Genomic DNA, 16,801 nt, shown 5'->3' on the forward strand with positions numbered 1-16,801 from the left:
CTTTTTATTTTAGTTCGACAATCGTTACGCCTGATCCTCCTTCTCCCGCTTCCCCGAACCGCGAGCTTTTCACACTGCGGTGGTTTTTCAGAAGATCCTGCACCCCTTTTCGGAGGGCGCCCGTGCCTTTTCCGTGAATGATGGACACTCTCGGATAGCCGGCAAGCACCGCGTCATCTAAATATTTTTCGACGCGGCTGAGGGCGTTTTCGTAACGCTCTCCCCTGAGGTCAAGTTCAAGCGATACGTGATAATCCTTCCCTTTTACGGCGGTGATTGCTTTTTCTTTTTTCGGTTCAGGAGCCGATTTGAGAAACTCAAGATCTTTTTCCTTCACCTTCATTTTGAGGATGCCGATTTGAACGTTCCATTCTTTCTCGCCGGTTTTTTCAAGCAGCGCCCCTTTTTGTCCGAATGTGAGCACCTTTACTTCGTCGCCCGGCTTCAGCTCGCGTTTTTTCTCTGTTTTTCTTTCCGGCTGCTTTGATTTTTCAAAAGCCGGCATCGCGTCTCCGAGGCGTTTTTTGGCGTCAATCAGCTCGTGTTCCTTAAAGGATCTGTGTTCTTGCTTGATGGACCGGAGTTCGCGGATGATCTGTTCGGCTTCTTTTGCGGCGGCTTCCAGTTTTTCCGCAGCTTTCTGCTCGGCTTCTTCCATCATTTTATCTTTTTGGGCGTTCAGCTCAATGATTTGCTGCTGAAGCTCTTTGTGCAGTTTTTCTGCTTCTTTTCTGATTGATTCGGTTTCAGAAAGCTCTTCATCCGCTCTTTTTTTGCTTTTTTCAAGCGATGCGATCATCAGATCGACTTCGTTATGTTCGGCGGTCATTTCTGACTTCGCCTGGCCGATGATATGCTCCGGAAGCCCAAGGCGTCTTGAGATTTCAAATGCGTTGCTTCGGCCCGGCACTCCGATCAGAAGCTTATAGGTAGGCGAAAGCGTTTCAATGTCAAATTCAACGCTGGCATTCATGACGCCTTGTCTGTTATATCCGTATGCTTTCAGTTCCGGATAATGGGTTGTCGCAAGCACTCTGGCGTTTGTCCGGTGAACTTCGTCAAGGATGCTCATGGCAAGCGCCGCCCCTTCCTGCGGATCTGTTCCGGCACCGAGTTCATCAAACAGCACAAGACTGTTTTCAGACACGTCTTTTAAAATATTGACGATATTGACCATGTGGGATGAGAACGTACTCAGACTTTGTTCGATCGACTGTTCATCGCCGATATCGGCAAACACATTGTCAAATACGGCTGCTTCCGATCCCTCATCAGCCGGTATGTGCAATCCGGCCTGCGCCATTATCGTCAGCAGCCCGAGTGTTTTTAACGTAACGGTTTTACCGCCCGTATTCGGTCCCGTGATAACGATCGTTGAATAATCTCCGCCCAGTTCAATATCGTTGGCCACGACTTGATCTTGGGGCAGCAGCGGATGGCGCGCTTTTTTTAGCCGGATAAAGCCGTCTCCGTTCATGAGTGGTTTTGTCGCCTTCATCGCTTTTGCGTATCTCGCTTTGGCGAAAATGAAATCCAGTGTCTGCAGCACTTCCACATTTTGAGCGATTTCTTGTGTGTGTTCAGCCGTATGCTCCGTCAGCATCCGGAGAATCCGTTCGATTTCCTGTTTTTCTTTTACTTTCGCCTGCTGAAGCGAGTTGTTCATATCTACGATCGCCTGCGGTTCAATAAACAGTGTCGCACCGGATGAAGATGTATCGTGGACAATTCCGCCGTAGCTTGATCTGTATTCCTGTTTGACCGGGATGACAAAGCGGTCATTCCGAATCGTAACGATGGTGTCAGACAGCATTTTAGAAGCGGAAGATGAACGCAGCATCGATTCAAGCCGGTCTCTGACTCTTGATTCAAGCGTCCTGAGCTGCGTGCGGATTCCCCTTAAAGCGGGAGACGCATGATCAAGCACTTCACCATGGTCATCAATGCAGGAATTAATCTCCCTTTCCAAATCGCCTAATGTAATCAGCTCTTCTGCATGGGCCTGTATCAGCGGAATGCCGACGCCGTCTTCTGTCATTTGGCTGATAAAATGCTTCATTTGTTTAACGGCATACAGCAGCCCGGACAATTCGGTGAATTCCGCCGGCGTCAGCACACTGCCGATTTCCGCCCGCCGTAAAGCGGATCTTATGTCGGTCAGGCCGCCGAACGGAGCATGGCCTCTCAAGCGCATGACCGCGGATGCTTCTTCGACTTCATCCAGCTGTTTTTGGATGTCTGAGAGATCCGTCAAAGGTTTCAGCTGCAGAAGCTTCTCCCGGCCGAGCGATGAGGCGGCATGTGCGGTAATCTGTTCTTTTACTTTATGAAATTCAAGTGATGATAACACTTTTTGCTGCACGGTTTTGTGATCCTCCTTACTTAATCATTGCGCGTCAGAAATGCTTTGACCTCGTGTAGCGGCCGGGCGTTTAACACATGTTTTGTCTCCGTCCACCCTTTGCGCGCAGCGGTCACGCCCGTTTTCATATCATCGAGCATCTCGATATTATGGGCATCGGTATTAATGACCAAAGTCACACCTTTTTCATTTGCTTTGATCAGATGCTCAGTCCGTAAATCGAGGCGCGCGGGGTTTGCATTCAGTTCAAGCGCCGTATTTGTTTTGGCGGCGAGTTCAATCAGCATGTCGATGTCGACTTCATAGCCGGCCCGTCTGCCGATCAGGCGGCCCGTCGGGTGGGCGATAATGTCCACGTGCTTATTCGTCAGCGCCTGTTCAAGCCGTTTCATAATGACATGTTCCGGCTGGCTGAAGCTTGAATGAATAGATGCGATGACAAGATCCATTTCAGACAGAACACTGTCATCATAATCAAGCGAACCGTCGGGGAGAATGTCCATTTCTACGCCTTTAAAAATATGAAAATTTTCAAATTCAGCATTTAACGCGTCAATTTCTTCCGCCTGTTTTTTGAGCCGTTCGGCCGTTAACCCGTTGGCTACCTTTAAATATTGGGAATGGTCGGTAATCGCCATGTACTGATAGCCTTTTGCCATACAAGCTTCTGCCATTTCTCTGATGGAAAAAGCGCCGTCACTCCAGGCTGAGTGCATGTGGAGATCGCCTTTTATCGCTTTATGCTCCACAAGGTCCGTTTCTTCCCGGTACGTGTCGACCTCCTGCCCGCTTTCTCTGAGCTCAGGAGGAATAAACGGCAGACCGAAGTGGGCGTAAAACGCTTCTTCGCTCGGGAATGTTTTGACGTCTCCCGTTTCTATAGTTTCTACTCCGTATTCACTGATCCGTTCACCGCGCTCTTTCGCCAGCTGGCGCATTTTAATGTTGTGATCTTTAGAACCGGTAAAATGATGCAGTGTGGTGGCAAACTGTTCCTCTGTCACAAGCCGGAAATCCACACTCGTCTCATATTCAAAGGTCAGGATGACTGATACTTTTGTATCCCCGCTCGCTATCACGTCTTTTACGTTCGGGAGGGAAAGAAGCTGTTCTCTGACAGCCTCCGGATGATCTGTAGCGATAATGTAATCCAGATCTTTTACGGTTTCCCGCGCTCTTCTGAGACTGCCGGCCCGGGAATATTTCTGAATATCCGTCAGCCGGGCCAAATGTTCTTCAATTACTGAAGCAATGCTGAGCGCATAGCCGATCGGAAACCGTTCCGGCTGTTTTCCGGCTTCTCCGAGAGCCTGGAGGATTTTCTCCTCCGTTTTTTTGCCGAAACCGGCGAGCCCCTGTACTTTTTGCTGCTCGCACGCTTCTTTCAGCGATTCCGCGTCATGAACGCCCAGTTCCTGATACAGCTTGGCAATTTTTTTGCCGCCGAGGCCCGGAAGCTTCAAAAGAGGAACCAAGCCTTCCGGAACTTCTTTCTGCAATTGGAGAAGCGTGCCGGACACACCTTCCTGCATATATTCACGAATGACGCCGTAAGTGCCTTTTCCGATGCCGGATATAGACATCATGTCGTCGATTTCCGACAGGCTGCGGTCATCCTGCTCAAGCGCCGCTGCCGCTTTTCGGAAGGCTGATATTTTAAACGGGTTGTCCCCTTTCAGTTCCATATAGACCGCAATCGTTTCAAGCAGCCTGATGATATCTTTTTTATGCATACTGTTAACCCCCAGTCGTTTCCTGCTTTTCATCATACAAATTTTTCTCCTCCGGCACAACTGACGCAGAGCTTGAAAAAAACTTCTCCGGTCAAGAGAAGTTTTTTATGCCCCGTACTGGGCCCACAGTTCTTGCAGGAGCCCTGACAGATACGGCGTATGATGTGTGATGATATTTGCAAGCGTCGATTGTGCGAGCATATCCTGAAGCGCGCTTACCGGCAGTACGGATGCGACGTATAACAGGATAAACGCAAATAAATAGACTTCCAGAAACCCAAGCACCCCGCCCAGCAGTTTGTTGATCTGTTTAATAACCGGAATGCTGGCGATGATATTAAGCGCCGCTCCGATAATCCGGAGCAGAATCTTTGCGATGATAAACAAAATGACAAACGCGATCGCGTTGTAATAAGCCGTCTCTACGTTTCCTTTAATAAAAGACAGAGCCGCCTGCCCGCCGGAAAAATCAGGCGCGGGTATAAAGCTCAGATGCGGGGCCAGGTTTTTGTAAAAAAGCGCCGCAAACGCAATCGAGAGGATGAAACTCGTTAAATATATAAATTGGAGGATAAATCCTCTTTTTAATCCAAGCAATGTGCCCAGTAAGAGCAAAACTAAGATGATGATATCTATCATATGGTGTTCATTCCTTTTCTTTAAGCTGCCGCTCCAGTATTTCATATTTTTCTTGCAGTTTCATATAATCATGCACGACATTGACCGCAGTCAATACAGCGAGCTTATTTATATCAAGATATGGATTTTTCTCGTTGATTTCTCTCATTTTATCATCAACCACTCCGGCCACATGGCGCATGTGCGCTTTGCTTTCTTCCCCGATAATGGTGAAGTGCTGGCCGTAAATGTTTACTGTCGTTTTGGTTTTTTTGCCGTCAGACAACGTTTCTCCTCCATTCCGCGAGAATCCTAGTTCCTATCATACCACGATTATCGTTTGAATGGAAAGACGAGCCTCGGGCTGTTATGATACACTGGTATATACAGTGAAAAGTGCCAAAAAAGGAGATTATATCGTGTCCCATTCTGTTATAAAAGTATCCGCTTCCGCTATGGAACAAATGAAACAATCCTATGCCGGCTCCCTTACTCCCGCCGTTCCGCAGGGCGCCGTCTTCCAGGCTAAGCCTCCGGGCTGTACCATTACAGCCTACCGCTCGGGCAAGGTTCTCTTTCAAGGAAAAAACGCCGGCACAGAAGCGGCCCGCTGGGGAACGGCTGAGGCGCCGAAAGCAAAGAAAACCGTCAAAAAAGCGGCCGACCCGCTTTACGCTCCCCCGGCGGGCATTGCCTCCATGTCAGTGATCGGCTCTGATGAAGTCGGAACAGGCGATTACTTCGGGCCGATAACAGTTGCCTGCGCCTACGCCGACAAATCAAAGCTCTCTTTAATGAAAGAACTCGGTGTGAAGGATTCGAAGGATTTAAAAGATCCGCAGATTATTGAAATCGCCAAACTGTTAATTAAAACCATTCCTTACAGCCTGCTTGTGTTAAAAAACGAAAAATACAATCAGATGCAGGAAAAAGGCATGAGCCAAGGAAAAATGAAGGCGCTCCTTCATAATCAGGCGATTTCCAATCTGCTGAGAAAAATGAACGGCGTTAAACCGGAAGCGATTCTGATTGACCAATTCGCAGAGCCCGGCATTTATTTTAAGCATCTTTCCGGACGGGATATCGTAAAAGAAAAAACGTTTTTCAGCACGAAAGCGGAAAGCATACACCTTTCCGTCGCCGCAGCCTCTATCATTGCGCGATATTCTTTCTTAATTGAAATGGATAAGCTTTCCCGTGAGGCTGGGATGACGATTCCAAAAGGCGCGGGGCCGCACGTCGATGAAGCTGCCGCCAAGCTGATCATCAATAAGGGAGAAGGTGCGCTCAGAACGTTCACTAAACTTCATTTTGCCAATACGCAAAAAGCGAAACGCCTTGTTGAACGGAAGCGGTCATAGTAAAAAAGCTTGCAGAGTGATCTGCAAGCTTTTTCTTTATCCTCTTAATACGGCCTGATACGTTTCTTCCAGCGCTTTCAGCACGTTTTCATGTACTTTTGTCACTTCTTCTTCTGTCAATGTTTGTTCAGGGTTAACATATTGGAGCGAGAAGGCGACGGATTTTTTGCCCTCTTCCATATGCTCACCTTCGTACACATCAAATACGGTGACTTCTTTCAGCAGCGCGCCGCCGGCTTCTTTGATCACGGCTTCGAGCTGTCCGCTTGTAACGGTTTTATCTGCCACAAGCGCAATGTCGCGCGTGACGGACGGGTACTTCGGAATCGGCGTATACACGACAGGTTCTGTTTCCTCGGTCAGAAGCGCGTGCAGATCAAGCTCGAACACATACGTTTCTTTGATATCCAGCTCTTTTTCCATTGCCGGATGCACCTGGCCGATAAATCCGGCAAGCGAACCGTTCAATAGAATGTTTGCCGTCCGGCCGGGATGCATGTTTTTGCGTTCTGACTGGACAAATTCAACCCGGTCTGACACATTCAATTGATGCAGCAGGCCTTCAACGATTCCTTTGGCGACGAAGAAATCAACCGGCTTTTTCTCACCCTGCCATAAATTTTTGCGCCACAATCCGGTTACAGCTCCGGCAACCCGTTCTTTTTCAACCGGTTTTGTGTTTTCTTCTTTCGTCAGAAATACAGAACCCGTTTCATATAAAGCAACGGAATCAGTCTGTCTGGCCAGATTGTATGAAACGGCTTCAAGAAGATTCGGCACAAGGCTGTGTCTGAGAATGCTCCTTTCTTCGCTCATCGGCAGAGCAAGCATCGTGTTGAATGATTTTTCGATCGCAAAAGCGGCCGCTTTTTTATCATTCGTTAATGAATAAGTGGTCGCTTGTGAAAGACCCGCTCCTTCAAGGAAACGTCTCACTTTCCGGCGTTTTGCCTGATACGGTGTCAAGCCGCCTGTCGTGCCGGCCGTTTCCGGAAGCGTGGACGGAATATTGTCATACCCGTACAATCTCGCCGCTTCTTCAATCAGGTCTTCTTCTATTCTAATATCTCCGCGGCGCGACGGCACCGTTACGACGAGAACGCCTTCAGCTTCACCGACTGCAAACCCGAGGCGCTTGTAAATGCTGATGATTTCTTCTTTAGCGATTGTCATGCCGAGCACGGCGTTCACTTTTTCAACAGACACGTGAATATTGTTTGCTTCGATTGTCAGATGGTTTTCTTCAACCGTGCCTGAGAGCACTTCTCCGCCGGCATATGCCTGAATGAGACTGCAGGCCCGTTCAGCCGCCAGCAGAACGCGTGCCGGATCAATGCCTTTTTCATATCTGGCGCTCGCTTCGCTTCTCAGCCCGAGGTCTCTCGACGCTTTGCGGACGGTCTGTCCGTCGAAATAAGCGGCTTCCAGTAAAATCGCAGTGGTGTCTTCACGGACTTCAGACTCAGCTCCGCCCATGACTCCCGCAACGGCTTGCGCTTTTTTTCCGTTTGTGATGACCAAATGGCTGCTTGACAGCTTGCGCTCTTGTTCATCCAGCGTCACGATGGTTTCATTTTCCGCCGCTTTTCTGACGACGACCTCTTTTGAACCGAACCGGTCGTAATCGAAAGCGTGAAGCGGCTGTCCGTACTCAAGGAGGACGAAGTTTGTAATGTCCACGACGTTATTATGCGGGCGGATGCCTGCATTCATCAGCTTCGTCTGCATCCAAAGCGGTGACGGGCCGATTTTGACGTTTTTAATGATTTTTGCGGCATAATGCGGATTGGCCTGCGTATCTTCAACCTTAACGGAAACAGCATCCGCCGCTTTTTCTGCCGCTTTTTCATATGAAGCCTCCGGAAGTTTTACCTCTGCGCCGAGGATAGCCGCAACTTCATAAGCCACGCCAAGCATGTTCATCGCGTCGGCGCGGTTCGGCGTTAAGCCCAATTCTAAAATCGCATCATCAAGCTGAAGGGCCGCCATTGCGTCAGCTCCCGTTTCAGCATCATTCGGAAAAACGAAAATGCCTTCCGCATATTCTTTCGCCACGAGCTTGCTTTCAATGCCGAGCTCCTGAAGGGAACAGATCATGCCGTGAGACGCTTCGCCGCGCAGCTTGGCTTTTTTAATTTTGAAATTGCCGGGAAGTACGGCTCCGACCGTTGCAACGGCAACCTTCTGTCCTTTATCAACATTCGGGGCGCCGCAGATAATCTGCACGGGTTCCTCCGCACCGATATCAACAAGGCATTTGTTGAGTTTGTCGGCATTCGGGTGCTGTTCGCGCTCAAGCACGTGTCCGATGACAACGCCTTTTACGCCCTCCCCTTTATACTCGATACCCTCAACTTCAATACCGGCTCTCGTAATTTTTTCTGCAAGCACGGCCGGGTCGATTCCCTGCAAGTCAACGTAATCTTCTAACCATTTATAAGAAACAAACATGTGTATCCTCCTCTTACGCCTGTTTAAACTGCGAAATGAATCTGACATCATTGGTATAGAAATGGCGGATATCTTCAATGCCGTATTTCAGCATCGCGATACGTTCCACACCCATTCCGAAAGCAAAACCCTGGTATTCCTCAGGATTGAATCCGGCCATCTTCAGCACGTTCGGGTGAACCATGCCGGCGCCGAGAATTTCAATCCAGCCTGTTTTTTTGCAGACGGAGCAGCCTTGTCCGCCGCACTTAAAGCAGGTCACATCCACCTCGACAGAAGGCTCTGTGAATGGGAAAAAGCTCGGACGGAGCCTGATTTCACGGTCTTGGCCGAACATTTTTTTGGCGACCAATTCAAGCGTGCCTTTCAGGTCGCTCATGCTGATTTTGCGGTCGACGACGAGACCCTCAATCTGCATGAACTGATGGGAATGTGTCGCGTCATCGTTGTCGCGGCGATACACTTTACCGGGACAAATGATTTTGACGGGGCCTTTTCCTTTATGCTTTTCCATCGTGCGCGTCTGCACCGGTGACGTCTGCGTTCTCATCAGCATTTCTTCTGTAATGTAAAAGCTGTCCTGCATGTCGCGGGCCGGATGTTCCTTCGGCAGGTTCAGCGCCTCAAAGTTGTAATAATCCGTTTCCACTTCAGGGCCTTCTTCGACGGTATATCCCATGCCGATAAATAAATCTTCAATTTCTTCAATAACGACCGTCAGCGGATGGCGTCCGCCGATGTTTACCTGACTGCCCGGCAATGTGACGTCAATCGTCTGGCTGCTGAGTTTTTTATTCATCTCTTCTTGTTCAAGCTGTTCATTTTTCGCCGTAATGGCTGCTGCAATGCGCTCTCTCACTTCATTGGCGAGCGCTCCCATTTTCGGGCGCTCTTCGGCGGACAGTTTGCCCATGCCGCGGAGAACTTCTGTAATCGGCCCTTTTTTTCCGAGATATTGCACCCGAATGTCGTTAACTTCTTTTAATGAACCCGCCGCTTCTACTTTTTCTGCAGCTTCCAGTTCGAGCTGTTTAAGCTTCTCTTCCATCATGCATCCTCCTTTTATGTAAACCAAACCGTTCTATGCCTTTTTCAGAAAACAAAAAAACCCGCCCCTTGAGAGAAGGGACGAGTTGTGGCCGCGGTACCACCCTTTTTAAGGCAGACTTCATCTGCCGACAGCTTCATTGACATAACGGAAACGATCGTTCCGGTTCACCTTTACGCGCGTTTGGCGCGGTCCCGGTGACAACTCGAGAGGTGAAAATCAATTTTTGTGCTGCGATAAAAATGCTCTCAGTCAGCGGCATTTTCTCCCTGGAAGGCAGTGTGTGCAAAAATTGACGTCCTCTGTCACGGTTTTTACATTATTGCTATCTATTATAGTGAAATCCAAGGCTTTTCGCAACCTATCCTCTGAGATGATAAACGAGGATGGCGGCCGCTACCGCCACATTCAGCGATTCCGCCTGTCCGTACAGCGGAACGTACAAGTTGAGATCCGTTTTTTGCAGAAGGCCGGCGTCCACTCCCGCCCCCTCGTTCCCGACGATTAACGCGAACGATTCTTCAGGCTTCACGCTTTGATAAGCCGCACCGTTTTCAAGCGCCGTGCCGTAGATCGCGACGCCTTGTGATTTCAGCTCAGCGGTAAACTCATCAAGCGGACGTTTCAAAATGGGAATATGAAAATGAGATCCTTGTGCTGAACGCAGCGTTTTTCCATTGTACGGGTCTGCTGTTCCCTCACCAAGGACAACGGCGTCGATCCCCGCCGCATCTGCCGTTCTGATCATTGTTCCTAAATTCCCCGGGTCCTGCACGGCATCAATCAGAAGCAGCCGTTTCAGCTGATCAGGCTGCTTATCCGGCATATGGCAGACCGCGGCGATCCGCTGCGGCGTTTCTGTTTCCGTCACGGCTGAAAACGCGTCTTCGCTCAGCACGTAGCACGGGATGCTCATGTCCAGATCGGCCGGGATGGCGCTCTCATCGTTTACGAGAATTTCTTTTACCGTTCCCTTTGATTTGAGCGCTTCTTCTGCCAGATGCTCTCCTTCTATCAGAAATGTATTCGTTTTAAGTCTCTCTTTTTTTGTGTGAAGTTTTTTCCAGTCCTTCACTTTTTGGTTTTTTGCAGAGTCGATTCGTTTCACTTTATGTCTGTGCTCTCCTTTTTTCATGCATGTTGTTATTATATCTTAAGAACAGCACATAATAAACCGCGTGCGCGGTAAGAATATGCGTATCACATTCAGAAAAAGGAGCGGTTGTAATGGATCTTAATTTACGCAACGCCGTTATTGCCAATGTAACCGGCAATAACCAAGATCAGCTGGAGCATACTATCGTTGACGCCATCCAAAGCGGTGAAGAAAAAATGCTTCCGGGCCTCGGCGTCTTATTCGAAGTTCTTTGGCAGCATGCGTCGGACTCAGAAAAAAATGAAATGCTCAAAACACTTGAAGGCGGATTAAAACCTGCGCAATAAGCATGAACCGGGTGATGAGACACCCGGTTTTTTTTGTATAATAATGGCGAGGGGGATCGCCATGCAGTTACAGCCGGAACTGGCAAAGAAATTGATTGCCGAAGTCAAACATATGTACAGCCGCGAAGTGATTATTGCCGATACAAAAGGAATGATCATCGCGGGCACCAACGAGGCGCGCGCCGGATGGTTTCATGAAGGCGCACTGATCTGCGCGCGCGAAAAACGGAATGTCATCATTACGAAAGAAGATGAAAAACGGCTCGAGGGCGTAAAAGCAGGACTGAACCTCCCCGTTTTTTCAGGTCATGAAGTGATCGGAGTATTCGGTCTGACAGGAGACCCTGACGATATCCTTCCTTTCGGAGAATTGCTCAGAAAAATGACGGAGCTGTTTATTAAAGAAACGCGCCATATGGAAGAAGCGCAGTGGCGTGCGAGAATGCTTGAATCCTTTATGGTTGATTGGCTGCAGCTGAAAGAATGGTCTCCGGGCTTTTTAGAAAAAGCAAAGCTCATCGGCGCAGACCTTCACGCATACCGCCGGATCATACTCATTCAAGGCCGTTATGAGCAATATAAAGCGGAGGAGCTCGGGCGGCTCTGGCAGTACGAATGCCCTGAAGACCTGTTTGTCCGCTGGGGAAATGAACGCATTCTCATTAATCATGAAGCAAATTCGGCTTCCAAAACACAGCTCATTAAAAAGATCGGCGCCGTTTTCGGGCAGCCTGTCACCGCCGGCATCGGACGGATCGTTCCGGGAGAGCGCCTCACGGAATCATACGAACAGGCGGATAAAGCACTTTCAGCCGGTATCGGTGACAAGCAGGCCGTCTTTGAAGAAGATTTAAAACTGGATATGTGTCTTGCCGATATCGCACCCGGCACGAGGTCGGAATTTTCACGGCGGGTTTTCGAGCATGTACTGGACCGGGAAGAACTTCTGGATACGCTGCGCGCCTTTTTCGACCGGCAATTATCGTTAAAGCGCACCGCCGACGACATGCATATTCATATCAATACATTGCGCTACCGTCTTTCCAAACTGGAATCACTGACAAATATGAAACTTGACCGCCCCGAAGACATAACGGCTTTTTATTTGGCGCTGCGCTTTTTAGATCAACATACAAAAAGCACGTAATCATATCATCATTTTTCATATGTTTCTCCATAGTGTGCGGAATCGTTTTTCTTTACAATTAAATGAAAACGCTTTTCTTATCAGGGAGGTTGGGAGAACATGATTTCACGAGAGGCAAAAGAAGCGTTCATCCGGACGGTCGGGAAGGAGAATTATGATGATTCGGCGGCGGGCCGTCTTGTGTATTCTTATGATGCGGCTCCTCAGCTGCAAGCCATGCCGGATGCGGTAATCGCCCCCCGCAGCGCGGATGACGTGTCGCGTATACTAACGATTTGCAGCAGGCATGACATTCCGATCGTGCCGAGGGGTTCAGGCACAAACTTATGCGGCGGCACATGTCCGTCTGAAGGCGGGCTTGTGCTTTTATTCAAACATATGAACCGCATTCTAGAAATCGATGAAGAAAATTTGACGGCAACCGTCCAGCCGGGCGTAATCACGCAAGATATGATCCGTGCGGTTGAACAAAAAGGTTTATTTTATCCGCCTGATCCGAGCAGCATGAAAATATCGACAATCGGCGGGAATATTAATGAAAATTCCGGCGGGCTGCGCGGTTTGAAGTACGGCGTCACCCGGGATTATGTCCTCGGCCTTGAAGCCGTCTTGGCTTCAGGCGATATCATCCGCACAGGAGGAAAGCTGACAAAGGATGTCGCCGGTTATGATCTGACCCGGCTTTTCGTCGGATCAGAAGGGACGCTCGGCGTTGTGACGGAAGCGACTTTAAAGCTGGTTCCGAAGCCGGAAACGAAAAAAACGCTGCTTGCACTCTATGAACATATTGAAGCGGCTGCGGAATCGGTTTCTGCCATCATCGCTGAAAAAATCATTCCGGCGACACTCGAATTTCTGGATCAGCCGACACTGCAGGTCATTGAAGATTACGCCAAGATCGGTCTTCCGACCGACGCAAAAGCGGTGCTGCTGATCGAACAGGACGGTGACATCGAAACGGTCAGACGAGATATGGAAAAAATCGAAGCCATCTGTAAAAACGGAGCAGCCGTATCCGTCCAAACGGCTGAAACCGAGGAAGAGGCATTCTCGCTTACAGAGGCCAGAAGGTCGGCATTATCAGCCCTTGCCCGGCTGAAACCGACAACGATTCTGGAAGATGCGACCGTGCCGAGATCACAAATTGCCAGCATGGTCAAAGCCATTAACGAGATTGCAGAAACATACGGCTTGTCCATCTGCACATTCGGTCATGCCGGAGACGGCAACCTCCATCCGACGTGCACCACCGATATCCGAAATACAGAGGAGATGGAACGTGTCGAAAAAGCTTTTGCCGCCATTTTTGAAAAAGCGATTGAACTGGGCGGGACGATAACGGGTGAACACGGGGTCGGCATCGTAAAAGCGCCGTATTTAGAAATGAAGCTGAAAACAGAAGGCATCACCGCCATGAAAGCGATCAAACAAGCGCTTGATCCCCAAAATCTGCTGAATCCGGGAAAAATATTCGCCAATTCATCAAGGAAACGCGTGGTGGTGATGAAATGACCACGGCTAAAGAGCAGCAACAAATTCAAACAGAATTCAAAAACCGCATGGATGAAGGTGAATTGCTGAACTGTATGCGCTGCGGCTTCTGCCTTCCTTCCTGTCCGACCTATATCGAATCAGGATTTCAAGAATCCCATTCGCCGCGCGGCCGGATCGCCCTGATGAAAGCCGTCACTGACGGACTGATCGAGCCGGATGAAGATGTCGAGCGCTCACTTTCGCTGTGTCTCGGGTGCCGGGCATGCGAGCCCGTTTGTCCGGCAGGGGTCAATTACGGACAGCTGCTTGAAGAAGCGAGGGATATCATTCATCAAAATAAAAAACATAAGCCGGGCGTGCGCCTCTTGCGGAAAGCCGCCTTCACCGGGCTTTTCCCTCATCAAAACCGCATGCAGACAGCCGTGAATCTTCTCGGAATATACCAAAGATCGGGACTGCAGACCGCCGTCAGAAAAACCGGTATGCTGCGCGTTTTGCCTGAACATCTGCGCACAATGGAACAAGTGCTCCCGCCCGCCCCGAAACGGAAAGACATGAAGGAAAGGCCGCGTTTTCTTCCTTCCGCGGGTCCCGTCCAAAAACGGGCCGCTTTTTTCTCGGGCTGCTTAATGGATACGATGTTTTTAGCGACAAATCATGCGACAACGGCGCTTTTACAGGCGGCCGGGTGTGAAATCGCGGTTCCGGACGGCCAGGCGTGCTGCGGCGCGCTTCACGGGCACAGCGGAGAAAAAGAGATGGGAAAAGAACTGGCCAAGCGGAATATCGCGGCTTTTGAAGCGCTTGACGCTGATTATATCATTACAAACGCCGGCGGATGCGGCGCCTTTCTTCAGGAATATCCGCATTTACTGAAAGATGAACCTGGATGGGCGGAACGTGCCGAACAATTCGTCCGGAAGCTCAAAGACTTTTCATCCGTACTGGTTGATCTGAAGTTCCATCAAAAAAACCTGCGGGCACAGTCTCCTCATATCGTCACATATCAGGACTCCTGCCATCTCCGCAATGTGATGCATACGTCAGAGGAACCGCGCACGCTTTTGAAAAGCATTAAAGGGGCTGAGTACAGAGAAATGGAAAAGGCCGACAGCTGCTGCGGGTCGGCGGGAATTTATAATATAACAGAGTCAGAGATGTCTATGAAAATATTAGACAGCAAGATGAAAGCCGCCGGAAAAACGGAGGCGGCCGTCATCGTGACAGCCAATCCCGGATGCCTTCTGCAAATGCAGCTCGGCATTTTACGCGAAGGATTAACAGGCCGTGTCCGCGCGGTTCATTTGGCGGATTACCTTTTGGAAGCCGCGGATTTATCCGGGTATTGAAGCTTCCAGTCTGGCACTCGGATCACGCCATACATTTGCCCATTTTTTCACAGCCGCAATGATAATCACAAGCCCGAGAATGAGCATGATAATGGATAAAACGCCATTCAGCACGTTGTATCCCGCCGCTTCGGGGTTCAAATACACATACCGCACCATCCAATAACCCGCATAGTTGACGGTCACGTACAAATAAGCGAGAGGAATCAGGCATGTCAGCATATGGCGCCGCTTATCCGCTATTTTTAATACGACGGTCGCACCGATAATTAAGCCGACAGACGCCATAAGCTGATTGGATACGCCGAACAGCGCCCAAATGGAGCTGATGTCGCCTGAATACAGAAGATAGCCCCACAGCAGGCAGGCGAGCGCGCTTGAGAAAATCGAGCCCGGCAGCCAGTCTGTTTTTTTCAGCGGCTTATAGACCTCTCCGAAAAACTCTTGAATCAAGTACCGGGCGACACGGGTTCCCGCATCAATCGCCGTTAAAATAAACACCGCTTCAAACATAATGACGAATTGAAAAAAGTATGAAGCCAAATGACTGAAAAACGGAATCTCCGTAAAGATATACGTCATTCCGACGGCAAGCGTAACGGCTCCGCCCGTTCTTCCTTCCAGACTGAGCCCGATTTCTTTGCTCAATTCAGGCAGATGGACGACATTCATCCCGAGGGTGCGGAATATTTCAGGCGTGCTGTTAATGGCAAAATAGTCGGCGGGCTCCAGAGCGGCAGCTGCAATGAGCGCCATAATTCCGACGAGACATTCCACAAGCATCGCTCCGAAAGCAACCGGCTTTATATCACTCCATTTATCCAGCATTTTCGGCGTTGTGCCGGAACCGACAAATGCATGAAAGCCTGAAATGGCGCCGCAGGCAATCGTTATTGAAATAAACGGCCAGACAGGACCCGCGATCACCGGCCCTCCGCCGTGAATAAACTCCGTTACGGCCGGAAATTTAATGGCGGGATTGACGAAAAAGACGCCTGCAATCAAAGCGGCAAAAACCCCGATTTTCATAAAACTGCTTAAATAGTCACGCGGAGCCAGTAAAAGCCAAACCGGAAGCGCCGCGGCGAAAAACGCATAGACAGGAAGCGCCACTGCGAGCGTTTTCGCATCCAGTGTCAGCATGTCCCCGAGAGCCGTTGCCTGCAGCCACGGCCCGATGACAACACCGGCCATTAACAAAAGAAACCCGACAGTTGATGCGAGTTTGAGATTGCCTGTTTTTTTATAGTAGAGGCCGACCCCCATCGCGATCGGAATCGTAATCCCCACCGCAAACGTTCCCCACGGGTTTTTCTCAAGCGCGTGCAGCACAACCATGGACAGTCCCGCCATCGTGATCGTAATGATAAACAGCATCGAGAGACCCGTGCAAAAACCCGCCACCGGGCCGAGCTCTTCTTTGGCAACTTCAGAAAGCGTTTTCCCATTTTTCCGCATTGATGCAAACAATACGACAATATCGTGCACGGCTCCTCCGATCACCGCCCCGATTAACAGCCATAACAGCCCGGGCAGATAGCCGAACTGAGCTGCCAGAATCGGTCCGACAAGCGGGCCGGCAGCGGCGATTGCCGCGAAGTGGTGGCCGAATGACACCCACTTATTCGTCGGCACATAATCTTTCCCATCCTCAAGCACATGGGCCGGAGTCGGTGTCTGATCATTGATTTTTAATACTTTGACCATCATAAAGGTACCGTAAAGCCGATAGGCGATCGCCAAAATACATATAGACGCTATGACGATTGTAATCGCATTCATTTAATCCCAGCCC

At 49.7% G+C, this 16,801-nt stretch carries 13 protein-coding genes; 5 read left to right on the top strand and 8 right to left on the bottom strand.

The features are described from left to right. Positions 1-4: 4 nt before the first annotated feature. The 4 genes from J6600_RS13145 to zapA all read right to left on the bottom strand — a co-directional run bounded on the left by J6600_RS13145 (position 5) and on the right by zapA (position 4,999). Complete coding sequence (locus J6600_RS13145; protein ID WP_015417955.1) at positions 5-2,362, bottom strand: endonuclease MutS2; 2,358 nt, start codon at positions 2,360-2,362, stop codon at positions 5-7. Positions 2,363-2,382: 20 nt separating this feature from the next. Further along, positions 2,383-4,095: a DNA polymerase/3'-5' exonuclease PolX gene (polX, locus tag J6600_RS13150; protein ID WP_209387483.1), complete on the bottom strand. Its 1,713-nt coding sequence runs from the start codon at positions 4,093-4,095 to the stop codon at positions 2,383-2,385. 105 nt (positions 4,096-4,200) lie between these two features. Continuing rightward, the gene (locus J6600_RS13155; protein WP_209387484.1) at positions 4,201-4,734 is read right to left on the bottom strand and encodes a CvpA family protein; all 534 of its coding nucleotides are present in this window, start codon (positions 4,732-4,734) and stop codon (positions 4,201-4,203) included. 7 nt (positions 4,735-4,741) lie between these two features. Beyond that, positions 4,742-4,999 carry a cell division protein ZapA gene (gene zapA / locus J6600_RS13160; RefSeq protein WP_007408114.1) on the bottom strand — a complete coding sequence of 86 codons (258 nt, stop codon included), beginning with the start codon at positions 4,997-4,999 and terminating at the stop codon, positions 4,742-4,744. Between the two features lie 133 nt (positions 5,000-5,132). Here zapA and rnhC point away from each other — a divergent pair, with 133 nt between their 5' ends. Continuing rightward, positions 5,133-6,074: a ribonuclease HIII gene (gene rnhC, locus J6600_RS13165; protein WP_007408113.1), complete on the top strand. Its 942-nt coding sequence runs from the start codon at positions 5,133-5,135 to the stop codon at positions 6,072-6,074. Positions 6,075-6,110: 36 nt separating this feature from the next. On the opposite strand, the gene pheT is transcribed toward rnhC, so the two are convergent. The 3 genes from pheT to J6600_RS13180 form a co-directional block, all read right to left on the bottom strand. Continuing rightward, the gene (gene pheT, locus J6600_RS13170; protein WP_103526713.1) at positions 6,111-8,525 is read right to left on the bottom strand and encodes a phenylalanine--tRNA ligase subunit beta; all 2,415 of its coding nucleotides are present in this window, start codon (positions 8,523-8,525) and stop codon (positions 6,111-6,113) included. Positions 8,526-8,538: 13 nt separating this feature from the next. After that, a complete protein-coding gene (gene pheS, locus J6600_RS13175; protein ID WP_003152530.1) occupies positions 8,539-9,573 on the bottom strand; it encodes a phenylalanine--tRNA ligase subunit alpha in 1,035 nt (344 codons plus the stop codon). Between the two features lie 361 nt (positions 9,574-9,934). Continuing rightward, positions 9,935-10,681, bottom strand: a complete 747-nt coding sequence (locus J6600_RS13180; protein WP_007408111.1) for a TrmH family RNA methyltransferase — start codon at positions 10,679-10,681, stop codon at positions 9,935-9,937. Between the two features lie 119 nt (positions 10,682-10,800). Here J6600_RS13180 and sspI point away from each other — a divergent pair, with 119 nt between their 5' ends. From sspI to J6600_RS13200, 4 genes are all read left to right on the top strand, one after another. Continuing rightward, a complete protein-coding gene (gene sspI, locus J6600_RS13185; RefSeq protein ID WP_003152527.1) occupies positions 10,801-11,016 on the top strand; it encodes a small acid-soluble spore protein SspI in 216 nt (71 codons plus the stop codon). A 61-nt stretch (positions 11,017-11,077) separates the two neighbouring features. Continuing rightward, positions 11,078-12,163, top strand: coding sequence for a CdaR family transcriptional regulator (locus J6600_RS13190; protein ID WP_209387485.1), 1,086 nt, complete (start codon positions 11,078-11,080; stop codon positions 12,161-12,163). A gap of 99 nt (positions 12,164-12,262) precedes the next feature. Further along, positions 12,263-13,675 carry a glycolate oxidase subunit GlcD gene (glcD, locus tag J6600_RS13195; RefSeq protein ID WP_014418590.1) on the top strand — a complete coding sequence of 471 codons (1,413 nt, stop codon included), beginning with the start codon at positions 12,263-12,265 and terminating at the stop codon, positions 13,673-13,675. Continuing rightward, the gene (locus tag J6600_RS13200) at positions 13,672-15,006 is read left to right on the top strand and encodes a (Fe-S)-binding protein (RefSeq protein ID WP_209387486.1); all 1,335 of its coding nucleotides are present in this window, start codon (positions 13,672-13,674) and stop codon (positions 15,004-15,006) included. Before glcD ends, J6600_RS13200 begins: the two co-directional genes overlap by 4 nt. Here J6600_RS13200 and cstA read toward each other — a convergent pair. Next, positions 14,992-16,788 (bottom strand): carbon starvation protein CstA, encoded by a 1,797-nt coding sequence (gene cstA, locus J6600_RS13205; protein ID WP_209387487.1) that lies wholly within the window; start codon positions 16,786-16,788, stop codon positions 14,992-14,994. The genes J6600_RS13200 and cstA overlap by 15 nt on opposite strands. Positions 16,789-16,801 lie beyond the last annotated feature (13 nt).

This window comes from Bacillus sp. LJBV19 (assembly GCF_017797845.1).
GTDB lineage: Bacteria > Bacillota > Bacilli > Bacillales > Bacillaceae > Bacillus > Bacillus velezensis.

Bases quoted from the DNA above. Each gene is read 5' to 3' on its own strand.
- polX (WP_209387483.1), bottom strand. From the start codon at position 4,095: ATGCATAAAAAAGATATCATCAGGCTGCTTGAAACGATTGCGGTCTAT.
- J6600_RS13155 (WP_209387484.1), bottom strand. From the start codon at position 4,734: ATGATAGATATCATCATCTTAGTTTTGCTCTTACTGGGCACATTGCTT.
- pheT (WP_103526713.1), bottom strand. From the start codon at position 8,525: ATGTTTGTTTCTTATAAATGGTTAGAAGATTACGTTGACTTGCAGGGA.
- pheS (WP_003152530.1), bottom strand. From the start codon at position 9,573: ATGGAAGAGAAGCTTAAACAGCTCGAACTGGAAGCTGCAGAAAAAGTA.
- sspI (WP_003152527.1), top strand. From the start codon at position 10,801: ATGGATCTTAATTTACGCAACGCCGTTATTGCCAATGTAACCGGCAAT.
- J6600_RS13190 (WP_209387485.1), top strand. From the start codon at position 11,078: ATGCAGTTACAGCCGGAACTGGCAAAGAAATTGATTGCCGAAGTCAAA.
- glcD (WP_014418590.1), top strand. From the start codon at position 12,263: ATGATTTCACGAGAGGCAAAAGAAGCGTTCATCCGGACGGTCGGGAAG.
- J6600_RS13200 (WP_209387486.1), top strand. From the start codon at position 13,672: ATGACCACGGCTAAAGAGCAGCAACAAATTCAAACAGAATTCAAAAAC.
- cstA (WP_209387487.1), bottom strand. From the start codon at position 16,788: ATGAATGCGATTACAATCGTCATAGCGTCTATATGTATTTTGGCGATC.